The 15,671-nt window shown below is 67.9% G+C and carries 14 protein-coding genes; 6 read left to right on the top strand and 8 right to left on the bottom strand.

The genetic code is table 11. The features are described from left to right. Positions 1–85 precede the first annotated feature (85 nt). Positions 86–604 (bottom strand): AAA family ATPase, encoded by a 519-nt coding sequence (locus tag IEV93_RS00780; protein ID WP_188486014.1) that lies wholly within the window; start codon positions 602–604, stop codon positions 86–88. Between the two features lie 65 nt (positions 605–669). Here IEV93_RS00780 and IEV93_RS00775 point away from each other — a divergent pair, with 65 nt between their 5' ends. Next, a complete protein-coding gene (locus IEV93_RS00775) occupies positions 670–1,503 on the top strand; it encodes a hypothetical protein (protein ID WP_188486012.1) in 834 nt (277 codons plus the stop codon). Between the two features lie 10 nt (positions 1,504–1,513). Here the strand turns inward: IEV93_RS00775 and IEV93_RS00770 are convergent, their stop codons facing one another. Continuing rightward, entirely contained in the window at positions 1,514–3,610 is a 2,097-nt protein-coding gene (locus IEV93_RS00770) for a prolyl oligopeptidase family serine peptidase (protein WP_229704791.1), read from the bottom strand. 38 nt (positions 3,611–3,648) lie between these two features. Further along, positions 3,649–4,599 carry a cytochrome c oxidase assembly protein gene (locus IEV93_RS00765; protein WP_188486010.1) on the bottom strand — a complete coding sequence of 317 codons (951 nt, stop codon included), beginning with the start codon at positions 4,597–4,599 and terminating at the stop codon, positions 3,649–3,651. A 117-nt stretch (positions 4,600–4,716) separates the two neighbouring features. Between IEV93_RS00765 and lpdA the strand changes: the two genes are divergently transcribed. Next, positions 4,717–6,105: a dihydrolipoyl dehydrogenase gene (lpdA, locus tag IEV93_RS00760; RefSeq protein ID WP_188486008.1), complete on the top strand. Its 1,389-nt coding sequence runs from the start codon at positions 4,717–4,719 to the stop codon at positions 6,103–6,105. Between the two features lie 35 nt (positions 6,106–6,140). Next, on the top strand, positions 6,141–7,016 hold the full coding sequence (locus tag IEV93_RS00755) for a DNA-3-methyladenine glycosylase family protein (protein WP_188486006.1): 876 nt from the start codon (positions 6,141–6,143) through the stop codon (positions 7,014–7,016). A gap of 23 nt (positions 7,017–7,039) precedes the next feature. Here IEV93_RS00755 and IEV93_RS00750 read toward each other — a convergent pair whose 3' ends face one another. The 5 genes from IEV93_RS00750 to ramB form a co-directional block, all read right to left on the bottom strand. Continuing rightward, positions 7,040–7,915, bottom strand: coding sequence for a glycosyltransferase family 2 protein (locus IEV93_RS00750; protein WP_188486004.1), 876 nt, complete (start codon positions 7,913–7,915; stop codon positions 7,040–7,042). Positions 7,916–8,004: 89 nt separating this feature from the next. Continuing rightward, positions 8,005–9,279: a PucR family transcriptional regulator gene (locus IEV93_RS00745; protein WP_188486003.1), complete on the bottom strand. Its 1,275-nt coding sequence runs from the start codon at positions 9,277–9,279 to the stop codon at positions 8,005–8,007. 83 nt (positions 9,280–9,362) lie between these two features. Further along, the gene (locus IEV93_RS00740; RefSeq protein WP_188486000.1) at positions 9,363–10,115 is read right to left on the bottom strand and encodes a class I SAM-dependent methyltransferase; all 753 of its coding nucleotides are present in this window, start codon (positions 10,113–10,115) and stop codon (positions 9,363–9,365) included. Beyond that, positions 10,112–10,642, bottom strand: a complete 531-nt coding sequence (locus IEV93_RS00735) for a carboxymuconolactone decarboxylase family protein (protein ID WP_188485998.1) — start codon at positions 10,640–10,642, stop codon at positions 10,112–10,114. Before IEV93_RS00735 ends, IEV93_RS00740 begins: the two co-directional genes overlap by 4 nt. 19 nt (positions 10,643–10,661) lie before the next feature. Continuing rightward, positions 10,662–12,071, bottom strand: coding sequence for an acetate metabolism transcriptional regulator RamB (ramB, locus tag IEV93_RS00730; protein ID WP_188485996.1), 1,410 nt, complete (start codon positions 12,069–12,071; stop codon positions 10,662–10,664). A 414-nt stretch (positions 12,072–12,485) separates the two neighbouring features. Here ramB and aceA point away from each other — a divergent pair, with 414 nt between their 5' ends. The 3 genes from aceA to IEV93_RS00715 all read left to right on the top strand — a co-directional run bounded on the left by aceA (position 12,486) and on the right by IEV93_RS00715 (position 15,661). Further along, on the top strand, positions 12,486–13,781 hold the full coding sequence (gene aceA / locus IEV93_RS00725; protein WP_188485994.1) for an isocitrate lyase: 1,296 nt from the start codon (positions 12,486–12,488) through the stop codon (positions 13,779–13,781). Between the two features lie 182 nt (positions 13,782–13,963). Beyond that, positions 13,964–14,833 carry a 3-hydroxybutyryl-CoA dehydrogenase gene (locus IEV93_RS00720; protein WP_188485992.1) on the top strand — a complete coding sequence of 290 codons (870 nt, stop codon included), beginning with the start codon at positions 13,964–13,966 and terminating at the stop codon, positions 14,831–14,833. 84 nt (positions 14,834–14,917) lie between these two features. Beyond that, positions 14,918–15,661 (top strand): chymotrypsin family serine protease, encoded by a 744-nt coding sequence (locus tag IEV93_RS00715; RefSeq protein WP_188485990.1) that lies wholly within the window; start codon positions 14,918–14,920, stop codon positions 15,659–15,661. Positions 15,662–15,671: the final 10 nt, after the last annotated feature.

Raw genomic sequence — 15,671 nt, 5'->3', positions numbered from 1 at the left:
TAGTGCGGGGGTCTGACACCGAACAGACGCGCGGATCAGGTTGTGGACAACTCGATCGGTAGCCGCGGAGTCGGCCCTTCACGTCCTAGGACACGGCGTCCGCGATGGCGCGAGCGACACCACGAGGATCTCTGTGGGAGGTGTCGATCACCTCGGCAGCGTCGTGGAGCCACGTCTCGGCTGCATCTGCGTAGGCATCGAGGTACCGCAGACGGAACGACGAGGGGCCCATCACCGCGTCGTCCATGATCCGTGAGCGCAGTGTTGCCGGGTCGGCATGGAGCACGAAGTGGCGCAACGGGATGTCGTGGTCGGCGAGGCCCGAGCTGATCTCGCGCCAATACTGCTCGACCAGAACGGTCATCGGCATTATCATGATCCCGCCGGTGTAGTCGAGAACGTGGCGCGCCGTCTCGACGACCAGCGATCGCCATGGTGGCCAGTGTTGGAAGTTGTCCGTCGCAGGTAGCCCGGGTGTTATGTCCATCAGGGTCTCGCCCACCTTCTCGGCATCGAGCACCCGAGAGTTCGGTAGCAGGTCTCTGAGGATGGAACCCGTGGTTGTCTTGCCCGAGCCATGGGTGCCGTTGATCCAGACGATCACCATCCTGACGCTACCGTCGGCACCGGTGCGCGAATCCAGCCCGACCGCATCGGTAGCCTGAACGGGTGCGAACTCTCGGCGCGGGCCTGCTCACCCTGATCGCGACGATCGCAGTGGTCTGCGCGGTGCCGTCTCTGTGGGCGCACTACCGGGTCGTCGACCCCGGGGGTTTCACGTCGTTCGTCGAACCCATGGCCACCGACCGTGCCATCCAGGACCTGATCGCCGACGAACTGGCGGTGCAGATCTCCGACCAGGCCTCCGGTGTCGTCCCGTCGTCGATCGTGGAGCCGGCGACGCGCGCCTACACACGCAGCGACCAGTTCCCGGCCGACTTCGCCGATGTACTGGGCCAGCAACATGATTGGTTGTTCACCGAACCGACCACCGAGGCGCAACGCAACGGGATCATGGAGCTCAACCTGACCCCGATGGTCAACCGCGTTCTGCGGGGATACGGGCTGTCCGGGGTCCGGGTCGACGGACAGATCGAGGTGGCGCTGAGCGAGTCGCAGCGCAGCGGTCTCGAGGCCGGTCGCTATCGCGCCATCGGCGACCGCATCACGCAGGTCGGTTTCGGGGCTGCCGCGGTCGCGGCCATCGCTGCGCTGCTCGCGCTCGTGATCGCCCGTCGTCGCGGGTTCACCCTCGCAGCCCTCGGCGTCGGTGTGGTGGTCGCCGCCGCGGTCAGCTGGCTGCTCGGAGCACTGATGCGCAGCCGCGCGCGAGACGAGGTCGCCGGCGCCGAGAACTCACCCCGTCGGGTCGCCGAACTGATCATCGACAAGGCCGTGGCGGACTTCCACACCACCGCGCTGGTCGTCGGCGGCGCAGGGGTCGTGGCCGTTGCGCTCGGGATCCTGGTGTCGCTGATCTTCGAGCGTCGTCAGGCGCGCTGACCCGTCTCGCTCAGGCGTCCGCGCTCCCCACGGTCTGCCACAGGAACTCATACGCCAGAGCTGATTTGAACGCCGCCTGCTTGTTGTCGGCCGCGCCGCCGTGCCCACCCTCGATGTTCTCGTAGTAGGAGACGGTGTGCCCGTACTCCTCGAGTCGCGCGGTGAACTTGCGGGCATGTCCGGGATGGACGCGATCGTCGCGGGTGGAGGTCGTCACGAGCAGCGCCGGGTAGGTCGCCTCCCGTTGCACGCGCTGATACGGCGAGTACGCCGAGATGAACTCCCATTCGGCCGGGTCGTCGGGGTCGCCGTACTCCGCGACCCAGGACGCGCCGGCCAGCAGCAGGTGGTATCGGCGCATGTCCAGCAGCGGGACCTGGCAGACCAGGGCTCCGAACAGCTCCGGGTACGACGTCGCCATGACGCCCATCAGCAGACCACCGTTGGAACCGCCCTGCGCGGCGAGCTGACCCGGCGTCGTCAGACCACGTGTGACGAGATCGGTGGCCACCGACGCGAAGTCCTCGTAGACGAGGTGTCGGCCGGCCTTGATCGCCTGGGTGTGCCAGGACGGGCCGTACTCGCCGCCGCCACGGATGTTCGCGATCACATAGATACCCCCGCGGGTGATCCAGCTGCGGGCGGCGATCGCGGAATAGCCCGGGGTCATCGAGTTCTCGAAGCCGCCGTACCCGTAGAGCAGTGTGGGGCCGGTGCTGACGTCGTCGCGTTTGACGACGAAGTAGGGGATCGGTGTGCCGTCGTCGGAGGGGACGAAATACTGGGTGGCCGAGATGGATTCGGCGTCGAAGAAGGCCGGTGTCTGCTTGAGCACCGACACCCCGTCGGTCGTCGTCCCGTGCAGCAGGCTGGGTGGCGTCGTGAAGCTGCTGGCCGAGAGGAAGATCTCGTCGCTCACGTCCGGGTCGGTGTCGAGCACGGAGATCGTCGCCAGCTCGGGCAGACCCGCGAGGGTCGACTCCGACCATCCGTTGCCGATGTCGCGCAGGTGCACGTGGGTCTGGACGTCGCGCAGTGTGACCAGCACCAGGTGGGATCGGGTGAACTGCACGTCCTGCAGGCTGGTGTGCTCGTCGGGGCGGAACAGGACCTCACCGGTCGCGTCGCCACCGCCGACGAAGTCGTCGTAGTCGAAGGCGACCAGCGTGCCCGTCGCGTGGGTGACGCCGCCGCGCTCCCAATCCGAGCGGGTCAGCACGAACAACCACTCGCGCCGGATCATGGTGTGCGCATCGGTCGGGACGGGGATGCCGACCTCGCCGTCGGGACGGAGCTCGACCATCTCCTGATGGAAGAAGTCGGTGGCGCGCACCAGGAAATCGCGTTCGAAACCGGGCGTGTGATCGTGGCCCACCTGGACCGCCACATCGGCGACGTCGCCGGCGAACACCGTCTCGGCCGCGTCCAACGGGGTCCCGCGTGTCCACCGCTTGACCACCCGCGGGTAACCCGAGTCGGTCAGGGACGCCAGGCCGTCGGTGTGGACGCCGAAGTCGGTCCCGACGAACACGGTGTCGCGGTCGATCCAGCTGACGTCGGACTTGTTCTCCGCCAGTGCGAAACCGTTCGAGTCGCAGTCCGCGTCGATCCATGTGCGCGTGACGAGGTCGAACTCGCGGACCACCGCGGCGTCCGCGCCGCCGCGCGACAGCGAGATCAGGGCGCGGTCGTAGTCGGGTCGCAGCACCGATGCGCTCTGCCAGACCCAGTTCTCGCCCTCGGACTCCGCGAGCTGGTCGAGGTCGACGAGGACGTCCCACACGGGGTCCTCGGTGCGGTACGAGTCCAGATCCGTCCGCCGCCAGAGTCCGCGGGTGTTGGTGGCGTCGCGCCAGAAGTTGTAGAGGTACTCGCCGCGGCGCCGTGCGTAGGGGATCCGCTCGTCGGTGTCGAGCACCTCCTGGGCCGAGGCCTGCAGATCGGCGAATCGATCCCCCGAGGTGAGCGCGGCGACCGTCGGCGCGTTGTGCGCACGGACCCAGTCGAGGGATCGCTCCCCGGAGACGTCCTCGAGCCAGATGTACGGGTCGTCGGCGTCGATGTCGGCTGCGGTGCGATCCGCGGGATCGGAGTGGGTGTCGGTCACCGGTCGATTCTCTCAGTGTCGGCGCCCGGACCGCCCACTCACCGGGTGAACCGGTCCTTGAGACCCGGGTCGGCCTCCCACCACAGGGCGGGCGGAGCGGGTGCCGCCGCGTCGGTGTGGTCGTTCGGCGACGACGCCACGTCCGCGGCGGCCGCGTCGAGTTCGGCGTCGATCTCGGTCGCCCGGATCTTCTCGTCGGAGGTGAACCGACTCATCAGCGTCAGCAGGAACGGCAACCCGACCACGTCGCCGAGCACCCACAGCACCCCCGCGCCGATGATCTGGTCGGTACGCAGCGCCGGGCCCCACGTGCGATCGAGCGCGGCGTAGTAGCCGTGCGCGATGTCGTGGCCCTGCCAGATGACGACGCCGAGGGCTCCGTCGCCGATGGTCTCCACGATGGTGATGACCAGGGAGATGACCTGCGGGAACCGACGCGGTACCGGGTCGAGCTGCAGGCGTGAATAGAAGTAGAGGAAGCCGACGGCGACGAACAGCAGTCGGGTGGTGACGTCGGCGGCCGTACCGCGCAGCACCGCCTCGTACCAGCCGGTGAGGTAGAACAACCACGGCGTGACGAGGATGAGGCCCGACGCGACCGCCGGGTAGGTCAGCACCCGCGCGAACCGACTCGCGAGCGCGGCGTCGAACCGGCGGGTGCCCGCCGACCCGAGGGCGTCGCGCAGGACGGTGATCGGCATCCCCGACGCCAGCCCGAACGGGACCACCAGCAGCAGCAGGACCACCTGCAGGGCGCGGACCCAGAAGAGGATGTCGGCGTAGGCACCGACGAAACTCGAGGTGCTCGCCACCCAGATGCCGACCCCGAGCACGCTGAACGCGACCCCGCGCCCCACCGGCACCGTCGAGCGCCGCCACCCCCACCAGTATCCGGCAAGTACGACAAGACAGACGGTGACGGTGACGAGGTCGAGATGCCCTGTGACGAGGGCGGTTTCGACGGTCAGGGGCTCGTGCAGTGCGCTCACCGGATCGAGTGTGCGCCTGCCGGGGGTATTCGGCCAGGTCGGTGACCGGTTGGTGCGGAATGACCGGCATCACCCTCGGCCTACCTCGAGTCGGGGGCGCCACGTAGGCTAAGCCTCGTGGCTGAACACTTTGACACAGTTGTCCTCGGCGCAGGTCCCGGAGGGTACGTCGCCGCGATCCGGCTGGCGCAACTCGGGCAGAAGACCGCCGTCATCGAAGAGAAGTACTGGGGCGGTGTGTGCCTGAACGTGGGCTGCATCCCGTCGAAGGCGTTGCTGCGCAACGCCGAGCTGGCACACATCTTCCACTCGCAGGCGAAGACCTTCGGTATCTCCGGAGACGTCTCCTTCGACTACGGCGCGGCGTTCGACCGCAGCCGGAAGGTCTCCGAGGGGATCGTCAAGGGCGTCCACTTCCTGATGAAGAAGAACAAGATCACCGAGATCGACGGCTACGGCGTCTTCAAGGACTCGAAGACGATCACGGTGGGCGACGATCGTGAGATCACCTTCGACAACGTCATCATCGACACCGGGTCGACGGTCAAGCTGCTGCCGGGCGTCGAGCTGTCGGACAACGTCGTCACCTACGAGACTCAGATCCTCACCCGCGACCTGCCGAAGTCGATCGTCATCGTCGGCGCGGGCGCGATCGGCATGGAGTTCGGCTACGTGATGGCCAACTACGGCGTCGACGTCACGATCGTCGAGTTCCTCGACCGTGTGCTGCCCAACGAGGACAAGGACTCCTCGAAGGAGCTGGCCAAGCAGTACAAGAAGCTCGGCATCAAGATCATGACGTCGACCAAGGTCGACACCATCGACGACCAGGGTTCGCAGGTCGTCGTGAAGTACACCGACGCCAAGGACAAGGAAGGCGAGCTCACCGTCGACAAGGTCCTCATGTCGGTCGGTTTCGCCCCACGCGTGGACGGCTTCGGCCTCGACAAGGCCGGCGTCGACCTGACCGAGCGCGGCGCCATCGCCATCGACGACCACATGCGCACCAACGTCGACGGCGTCTACGCCATCGGCGACGTGACGGCCAAGCTGCAGCTCGCCCACGTGGCCGAGGCGCAGGGTGTCGTCGCCGCGGAGACCATCGCGGGCGCCGAGACCATGACGCTCGGTGACTACCGGATGATGCCGCGCGCGACGTTCTGTCAGCCGCAGGTCGCGTCGTTCGGTCTCACCGAGGACCAGGCCAAGGACGAGGGCTACGACGTGAAGGTGACCACCTTCCCGTTCACCGCGAACGGCAAGGCGCAGGGACTCGGCGAGCCGGCCGGCTTCGTCAAGCTCGTCACCGACAAGACGCACGACGAACTCCTCGGTGGCCACCTCGTCGGCGACAACGTCGCCGAGATGCTGCCCGAGCTGACCCTCGCGCAGAAGTGGGATCTGACCGCCAACGAGTTGGCCCGTAACGTGCACACCCACCCGACGCTGTCGGAGGCGATGCAGGAGACGTTCCACGGCGCGATCGGCCACATGATCAACCTGTAGGACCGTTCGAGAGGCCCGTCGTCGGAGAGGCCAGTGTGGATGCCGAGCTGACCAGGGCGTGGACACCACCCTGGCCGCTCGACATCCGACGGACGCTGTCGCTGCACCGCCGCGGCGCCGGTGACCCGGCGTTCCGTTTCCGCACCGACGGCTCGGTCTGGAAGACCTCGCACACACCGGACGGGCCGGGCACGCTGGCCATCACCCGTCGCGACGGGGTGGTCACCGGCCACGGTTGGGGGCCCGGGGCGGCATGGATGCTCGATCACCTGCCGAGTCTTCTCGGCGCGGACGACGACCCCGATGCTCTCGTCGCACACGATGACGTGGTCGCCGCACTGATGAAGCGGTCCGGAGGAGTGCGCCTGGGTCGCACCGACCGCGTGTGGGAGGCGTTGGTCCCGGCGATCCTCGAGCAGAAGGTCGTCGGCCGGGAGGCGTTCCGGGCCTGGCGGCATCTGCTGATGCGCTACGGCACACCGGCCCCGGGTGCGCCCGACATGAGAGTCGCCCCACCGCAACGCGATTGGCAGGACATCCCCAGTTGGGAATGGCATCGCAGCGGCGCCGAGCCGGTGCGTATGCGGACGATTCGGGGGGCGACGATGCTCGACGTCGAACGCCACCACACCCGACTCACGATGCTGCGCGGTGTCGGAAAATGGACAGAGTCGGAGACCCGGTGTCGCGCACTCGGCGACCCCGACGTGGTCCCGGTCGGGGATTACCACGTCTGCCGGACCGTCGGGCAGACGCTGATCGGCCGACCGGTCGACGACGCGGGAATGCTCGAGCTGCTCGAACCGTATGCGGGACAGCGATATCGCGTTGTGCGCCTGACCGAGATGTTCGGCACCCGGGCCGAGAGGCACGGCGCGCGGATGTCGATCCGCGACTACCGGTCCATCTGAGCGGCCGGCGGTCCGGAGACGGTTCAGTCGAGTCCGGCCTTGATCGGCGATTCGCGGAACTCGTCGTGTGAGCGCATGTGCCGGAGCGAGAAGGTGTGGGTCTGCGGGTCCCAGGCGCGGTTGGCGGGAAGCAGGATCGTCATGCGGATCAGGTTGCCGATCCCGGTGACCCACGCCAGTGCGGCCATCGCGGTCTTCCCGTGCAGCCGGTACGTGCGTGCGCCGCACGCCACGTACTTCAGGAACTCGCGCGGCCCGGCGAGGAGCCGTCGGCCGGACACGGTGGCTCCCATGCCGGGGATCAGCGCGATCTGAAACCCGGCCTCCTGTAGGTGCAGACTGCGGTCGAGATCCTCGAAGACGTCGCGTCGATAGGACACCTGGTCCTTGATCGCCTCCCACGCGTGGCGTCGGATGGCGGAGTTCGCACCGCTCAACGCCAGCAACCGCAGGTGCCTGCCGTCGGCCAGTCGCGCCGCGGCCACCCGCTTGATCCGGTCCTGTCGTCGTTGGAAGTGTTTCTGGAACGGCAGGTCGTGCATGATCATCAACGACCCGCCCGCCGCGATCTCGGCGTGCTCGGCGAAGGCCTCCTCGATGGCCTCGGCCCAGCCGGCCACGACCTCGGTGTCGGAGTCGATGCTGGCGATCACGTCGTGCGAGGCCGCGTCGAACCCGGCGTACCGCGCATGGGAGACCCCCGGCTTCGACTCGTCGATCATCCGCACGCGGCTGTCGCGGCGCGCGATCCCGGTCACCAGCTCGGCAGTGGCGTCGGTGCTGTTGTTGTTCACCACGATGATCTCGGCGACCGCCTCGCCCTGGTGGATCAACTGTTCCAGGCAGGCGACTATGCCGGCTTCTTCGTTGTATGCGGGGAGTACTACCGAAATGGGCACCGTCGATTCTAAACAGACGAAACGCGCGCGGTCCTGGTCATCGTGACCAGGAAGTCCGGAATCGTCCGTTCATCCGACTGACCCGACGGTCATGCCGTTGCGGGCAGAGGGAGCAGGCGTCCGGGGCGGCGCAGGGTGTCGAAGGCGAGGATCGCCGACTGCGCCTGCGCGATGGCCTTGGGGCGGTTCAGGTCGAGGCCCAGCGCGGCCGAGACCCGGGTCATCCGGTTGTCGACGGTGTTCGGGTGGACCGAGAGACGGCGGGCGGTCTCCCGACGGTTCATACCGCACGACATGTGTACCCGAAGGGTCTCGAGCAGTTCCGCACTCGCCTCCTCCAACGGGCGGATGAGTGCGGCGAGCCGTTCGTGGGCGGGACCGGGCCGGGTGATCTGATACTCCACCACCAGGTCGTCCATCGTGTAGACGCCGGGCGACTTCCCGATCGCCCGTGCCAGATCGAGCAGCTCGTCGGCGCGCAGGGCCATGTCGGGGATGGACTCGGCGGTGCCCGCGACCCGCGTCGCGGTGATCTCGGCGCCGACGGAGCGGCCCAGCGCGGTCACCTCGTCGGCGCCGACGAGTGCGTGGGCCCCGTCGGCGGGCAGGACGACGGTTCCGCCGGCCTCGCTGAGCACGGTCAACGCCTGATGGCCCAGGACGCGACGGACCGCGGAGTCGAGGGACCCGACGGTCGGGACGCCGGACCCGGCATCGAGCGTCCGCTCCTCGACCGCCAATGCGATCACCTGATAACGCTCGACCACCGCGAGGCCGACGAGACGCGCACCGGATATGTCGATCCGCCCGGCGAGGAGCGCCTCGCCGAAGGCCCGACGCGACGACGCGGTGACAGCGCGGGTGTCGGTGGCGGCGAAGGCGCCGGCGGCCTGGGTCGCGACATCGGCGCGCACGTCGACGAGGAGTTTGATGTCGGTGGTGAACCGGCCGGTGCTGGCGGCGCGCTCGGCGAGGGCGGTGAACACGATGTCGAAGCCGCGGTCGAGCAACGCCAGCACCGATGCGAGATCGACGCCGTCCCGGGCCCAGCCGGCGATCGTCTCCCGTAGTCGGACAAGGGGTTCGGGACCGGTGCGCAGGAAACCCGACGGCGCCATGGCGTCGGGGACGGTGGCGATCGCGACCCGCATCGACGTCTCGACGAGCTCGTCGACGACCGGTGTGGACGCGTCCGGCGCCGGGATCCGATGCGAGGCGATGGTGGCGGCGGCGCGGTCGACGAGGTGGTGGGCCAGTGGACCCAGGTCGGTCCCCGAACTCGGATCGCGCAGGTACGACCGGAACGTCTCGTGCAGTGCGTCGGTCAGCGATTGGTCGTTCGATGTGCGCTCACGCGTGATCATGGCAGCTTCCCCCCGGATGCTTCGTGGACATGCCCCCCGGCATGGAGTGTCAGGCTAGCCGACCGGACCGTCCCGGCGGGGCGTTACCGAGACGTCGGGGCCGGGGATTTGCGGGCGGTGACGAACTGGCCCTGACCGGTGATGGTCTGCTCGATGTCGACGAGGCCGGCCGCGGCGAGTCGATCGGTGATCTCGTGACGGCCGAAGATGCGGAAGCCGCTGACCCGGTTGAGGACGCCGAGTCCGGGCACCGCGGTGATGCGGGTGCGGACGGTGGTGAACACCGCGACCTCGCCACCGGGGGCGACGACGCGCGCCAATTCGTCGACCACCGCGAACGGATCGGTGATGAGGTACAGCGCCGCCAGGCAGGCGACGGTGTCGAAAGTGTTGTCGGCGAACGGCAGCGCGTGCGCATCGCCTCGGACGTATCCGGTACGTGCTCCGCTGTTGTCGCTCACAGCCCGGCCGAGCATCGGTGCGGAGAAGTCCACTCCCACGCTGATCCCGTCACCGGTCAACCCGGCGGCGAAACGGCGCGTGTAGTTGCCGGGACCGCAGGCGACGTCGAGGACCTTCCGGTCGCCGGAGCGGCTGAGGTGTGTGGTCAGGGTGCGGTCGTGGACGACCGTCGAGGCACCGCCCAGGCTGAACAGGCGGGTGAAGATCGGTCGCCACGCCCGCTCGTAGACCTCGGCGAACACCGGGTTCTGCATCACCCGGAGGCTCAGTGAATCCGCGGCCTCCGGGGGATCGAGGACGTCGAGGTAGCCGGCGGAGTCATCGCGGACGGGAACGGTCAGCATCGCCCGGATGCGGTCGGTGGGTGCGGTCATCGGTCACGCTGCACGCGCAGGGTACCCAGGGTGGTGGCCAACGAATCATATTGTCCGACAAGCATGACCAGGCCGATCTGCTGACGCTCGGACAGGTGCTCGGTGATTGTCCGCCAGGTGAGGTCGGTGATGTCGCGGTCGGTGACGAGCTCGTCCACCGCGCGCAGGATCGCCGTGTCCCGCGCGGACCACCCGGCGTCTGGCCCGGCGACGATGCGTTCGACCATCGCCGCGTCGATACCTGCGCGACGGCCGAGGCGTATGTGGTGGTCCATCTCGTAGGCGGAGTCGCGCAGGTGCGCGGTCCGGAGGATGACCATCTCGGTGTCGCGGCGCGACAGCGTCCCGAACGGCATGAGGCGGGCCGAGTAGTACAGCCACCCGCGGAACAACCCGCCGGTGCGTCCGAGGGTCGAGAAGATGTGCATGTCGGGCAGGCCCAGCGTGCGCGACGCGAGGCGGCAGAAGGCCCAGTTGATCGGGCCTAGCTGTCGGAGGGTGCCTGGTGCGATGCGAGGTTCGGTCACGCGCTCGACGGTAGCGGAGTCACTCGATGAGGTAGGGGGAGATGGTGCTGCGGTGCTCGTCGATCTGCAGCGTCGCTCCGAGAGCAGGGAACGCCCGCTGCGCGCAGTTGACCCGCTCGCAGACGCGGCAACCGGCCCCGATCGGCGTCACCTGGGCCTGCGGGCCGATCTCCAGACCGTCGGCGTAGACCAGCCGTCCGGCGTGGCGCAGCTCGCACCCGAGGCCGATGGCGAATGTCTTGCCCGGCTGGCCGTAGCGGGCCGCGCGCCGCTCCACCGTCCGCGCGACCCACAGGTAGGTGCGTCCGTCGGGCATCTGCGCGATCTGGGTGAGGATCTTGCCGGGTGATGCGAAGGTCTCGTAGACGTTCCACAGGGGGCAGGTGCCCCCGCTCGAGGAGAAGTGGAACCCGGTGGCGGACTGCCGTTTCGACATGTTCCCGGCGCGGTCGACCCGGACGAACGAGAACGGGACGCCGCGCAGGTTCGGGCGCTGCAGCGTCGACAACCGATGGCAGACGGTCTCGTAGGACACCTGGTAGAACGCCGACAACCGCTCGATGTCGTAGCGGAAGTCCTCCGCCGCGCCGTGGAACTGGGCGTAGGGCAGCACGGTGGCGGCGGCGAAGTAGTTGGCCAGGCCGAGCATCGCGAGACTGCGCGCCTCGTCGTTGGTGAAGTTGCCCTCGTCGGCCAGCGTGTTCAGCAGGTCGCCGTACTCCAGATAGGCCAACTCGGCGGCGAGCTTGAAGGTCCGTTGGCCGCCGGAGAGGTGCCGCGAGATCTCGAGGCGTCGCGCGGTCGGGTCGAACCGGTGCAGAACGGTGTCGCCCATGTCGACGCGGCGCACCACCGACACCCCGTGGACGGTCTCGAGTCGGTTGTGGATCTCGCGGCGCACGTCGCCGGAGTGCATCCGCATCCGGTTGGTCAGTTCCTCGGCGGCGGTGTCGAGGTCGTGGAGATAGTTGTGCCGTTGGTAGAAGTAGTCGCGGACCTCTTCGTGGGGCGCGGTGATCGCGCCGCGCATGCTGCCGTCGACCCGGTCGTCGGTCGCAGCCGCGAGTTGGTCGGTCGCGATCCGGTAGCGCCGGTGCAGGTTCACCATGGCGCGGGCGAGGTCGGGGTGGGCGCGGACCATGTCGGCGACCTCGGCCGATTCTGTCCCGCTGCCGACGTCGGGGTCCTGGAGCACCTCGTTCATCTCGGCGACCAGTCGCACGTTGTCCTGCGAGCTGAAGAACACCTCGTCGACGCCGAAGACCTCGCTGAGCTTGAGCAGGACCGGATCGGTCAGCGGTCGCGCGTCGTGCTCGAGCTGGTTCAGATAGGACGGCGAGATCGCCAGCGTCTGGGCCAGCGAGACCTGGGAGAGCCCGCGCTCGGACCGCAGTTGGCGCAGTCGCGATCCCACGTAGGTCTTGCTCACCGTCTCAGGCTACGACGGGTTCGGCGCGTGCCGCGGTGTCGCGTCGGGTCCGGGTTGCCGGACCCGCACTGTGATTGTCGCCACACCGGGACGCCTCGCCCCTGTGTGGACCCGACGTGTGGCGCCCGGAACGCCCGCGTCGGTCGGCGCAGCCCGCCCGTGTAAAAACGCAGTACGGGCGTACTTTTTGGCGCTCGACGCCCTGGGGCTTCGCAGACTTAACTTTGCAAACTTCGCAAGAAGTGCGCAAATGCTGGCCTCAATTGGCATTCGCAAGGTGTGGACCAGCAGGTTTGTTCTGTGGCACTCTCGTTGCAGGCACCGCCCAGTCAGCCAGTTGATTGCGAAGAAATTCGTGTCGACGTAGGCGGTCCGCAAATCGCACGATGAAACAACGAAAGCGAAGTGGCGTACATGAGCACTGTCGGAAAGCCGAAGACCCCCGCCGAGATCCAGCAGGACTGGGACACCAACTCCCGCTGGTCGGGCGTCAAGCGTGACTACACCGCCGAGCAGGTGTCGGAACTCCAGGGCACCGTCGTCGAGGAGCACACCCTCGCCCGTCGTGGCGCGGAGATCCTGTGGGACGGCGTCACAAAGGGTGACGGCAGCTACCTCAACTCGCTGGGCGCCCTCACCGGCAACCAGGCCGTGCAGCAGGTTCGCGCCGGCCTGAAGGCCGTGTACCTCTCCGGCTGGCAGGTCGCCGGTGACGCGAACCTGTCCGGTCACACCTACCCCGACCAGTCGCTGTACCCGGCGAACTCGGTGCCGAACGTCGTTCGTCGCATCAACAACGCCCTGCTCCGCGCCGACGAGGTCGCCGCGGTCGAGGGTGACAAGTCCATCGACAACTGGCTCGTCCCGATCGTCGCCGACGGTGAGGCCGGCTTCGGCGGCGCGCTCAACGTCTACGAGCTGCAGAAGGCCCTCATCGCAGCCGGTGCCGCAGGCACCCACTGGGAGGACCAGCTCGCGTCGGAGAAGAAGTGCGGCCACCTCGGTGGCAAGGTGCTCATCCCCACCCAGCAGCACATCCGCACCCTGAACTCGGCTCGTCTGGCCGCTGACGTCGCGAACGTGCCCACCGTGGTCATCGCCCGCACCGACGCCGAGGCCGCGACCCTCATCACCTCCGACGTCGACGACCGCGACAAGCAGTTCGTCACCGGCGAGCGCACCGCCGAGGGTTACTACAACGTCAAGAACGGCATCGAGCCCTGCATCGCGCGTGCGAAGTCCTACGCGCCGTACGCCGACCTGATCTGGATGGAGACCGGCACCCCCGATCTCCAGCTGGCCCGCAAGTTCTCGGAGGCGGTCAAGGCCGACTTCCCCGATCAGCTGCTCGCCTACAACTGCAGCCCGTCCTTCAACTGGTCGCAGCACCTGGACGACGAGACCATCGCCAAGTTCCAGAAGGAGCTCGGCGCGATGGGCTTCACCTTCCAATTCATCACCCTGGCCGGTTTCCACTCGCTGAACTACGGCATGTTCGACCTGGCCCACGGCTACGCCCGCAACGGCATGACGGCCTTCGTCGACCTGCAGAACCGCGAGTTCAAGGCTGCCGAGGAGCGTGGCTTCACCGCCGTCAAGCACCAGCGTGAGGTCGGCGCCGGCTACTTCGACCGCATCGCCACCACCGTCGACCCCAACACGTCGACCGCAGCACTGAAGGGCTCCACCGAAGAGGGCCAGTTCCACTAGGAGAACTGTTCCGCCTCTCCGGAACTCTTCGCCGGTAAGACAGGCGGTCCGCGACTTCCGTTGCGGGCCGCCTGTTGGCTTTCGTCACCTGAGTTCGTTCCCGAGAAGAGTTACCCTCGTCTCGCCTTTTGTCTGTTGTTGCGTGAGCACGCTGCGCGTCTTGTTTCTTTGAAGGAGTTGTTGTGAGCGAGAAGATTTCGCGGGTCGGTGTCATCGGCGCCGGTCAGATGGGCGCAGGTATCGCCGAGGTGTGCGCACGTGCCCACGCCGACGTCCTGGTGTACGAGAACACCCCCGAGTTGGTCGCCGAAGGTCGTGACCGGATCCTCAAGTCGCTCGACCGCGGCGTGAGCAGCGGCAAGCTGACCGAGCGCGAACGCGAACAGGCCACCGACAACCTGCGTTTCACCTCCGACCTCGCCGACTTCGCCGACCGCCAGATCGTGTGTGAGGCCATCATCGAGGACGAGACGATCAAGACGAAGGTCTTCGCCGAGCTAGACAAGGTCGTCACCGACCCCGACGCAGTCCTGGCCTCGAACACGTCCTCGATCCCGATCACCCGTCTCGGTGTGGCCACCGCCAACCCCGAGCGCGTCATCGGCATGCACTTCTTCAACCCGGTACCGGTGTTGCCGTTGGTGGAGCTGATCACCAGCCTCGCGACCTCGGATGCGGTCTCCGCCCGCGCCGAGCAGTTCGCCGGCGAGATCCTCGGCAAGCAGGTCGTGCGCTCGGCCGACCGGTCGGGCTTCATCGTCAACGCCCTGCTGGTGCCGTACCTGCTGTCGGCGATCCGCATGGTGGAGAGCGGCTTCGCCACCGCCGAGGACGTCGACAAGGGCATGGTCCTGGGGTGCGCGCACCCGATGGGTCCGCTCAAGCTCACCGACCTCGTGGGCCTCGACACCGTGAAGTCGATCGCCGACAAGATGTTCGACGAGTACAAGGAACCGCTGTACGCGCCGCCGCCCCTGCTGCTGCGCCTCGTCGAGGCCGGTCGCCTCGGCAAGAAGTCGGGACACGGCTTCTACGAGTACGCCAAGAAGTAGTCACATAACCCGCGCCGTTTCGCGGCTCGCGGTGTTTACTTTCTCCCACGTCGTCGGGTCGGTGACGCAGGCGAAAGGGTGACGATGACTGCTCGCCCGCGGGTCCGGTTGCCGGTTCTGCTCGTGGCTCTTGTGACGGCGGCGGTCACGGGTGGTCTCGGGTCGGCGCACGCCGCCCCTAGCGTGACCGTCGGTGGCGGCGCCGGACTACTCATCGGCACCCGGTCGTCGGCGCAGTTGTGCACGCTGAACTCGATCGGTCGCGACCGCTTCGGCGGACTGGTCGGGCTCACCGCGGGTCACTGCGGCAGCGTCGGAGAGACTGTGCGACTCGAGACCGCGGCGGGTTCCGGTGTGATCGGTGTCGTCCGGTCGTCAGTGCTCACCGCCGCACCCTCGTCGGTGTCGGGACTCGACTACGCGGTCATCACGTTCGCCACCACGAAGGTCCGACCGACCGCCACGCGTGGCCGGGTCATGATCGCCGGTGTCGGACGGGATCCGGCCGTCGGCGCGACGGTCTGCAAGCAGGGGCGAACCACCGGCTTCAGTTGCGGACCGGTCCTCCGTCCGCTGGCGCCGACCTCGATCGTCGTGGCGACCTGCGCGCAACCCGGCGACTCCGGTGGCCCGGTCATCGCGGGTGGACGCGTCGTCGGACTGCTGCGCGGGAGCGTCGTCTACTCCGGCACCGCCGGATCCGCGTATCCCTCGTGCTCGACGCCCGCCGATGCCGGGCGGACCCCGGCGGCAGCCTCGTCGATGAGCGCGATAGTCGCCGACCTCGGGCGCGCAGGTGGGGTGGGTGCCGGGTACCGACCGGTCTGAGCACCCGGCA

The sequence above is a fragment of the Williamsia phyllosphaerae genome, assembly GCF_014635305.1.
In the GTDB taxonomy this organism is placed as follows: Bacteria; Actinomycetota; Actinomycetes; order Mycobacteriales; family Mycobacteriaceae; genus Williamsia_A; species Williamsia_A phyllosphaerae.
This window is presented reverse-complemented; position numbering and strand designations above follow the sequence as displayed.

Bases quoted from the DNA above. Each gene is read 5' to 3' on its own strand.
- IEV93_RS00745 (WP_188486003.1), bottom strand. From the start codon at position 9,279: ATGATCACGCGTGAGCGCACATCGAACGACCAATCGCTGACCGACGCA.
- IEV93_RS00740 (WP_188486000.1), bottom strand. From the start codon at position 10,115: ATGACCGCACCCACCGACCGCATCCGGGCGATGCTGACCGTTCCCGTC.
- aceA (WP_188485994.1), top strand. From the start codon at position 12,486: ATGAGCACTGTCGGAAAGCCGAAGACCCCCGCCGAGATCCAGCAGGAC.
- IEV93_RS00715 (WP_188485990.1), top strand. From the start codon at position 14,918: ATGACTGCTCGCCCGCGGGTCCGGTTGCCGGTTCTGCTCGTGGCTCTT.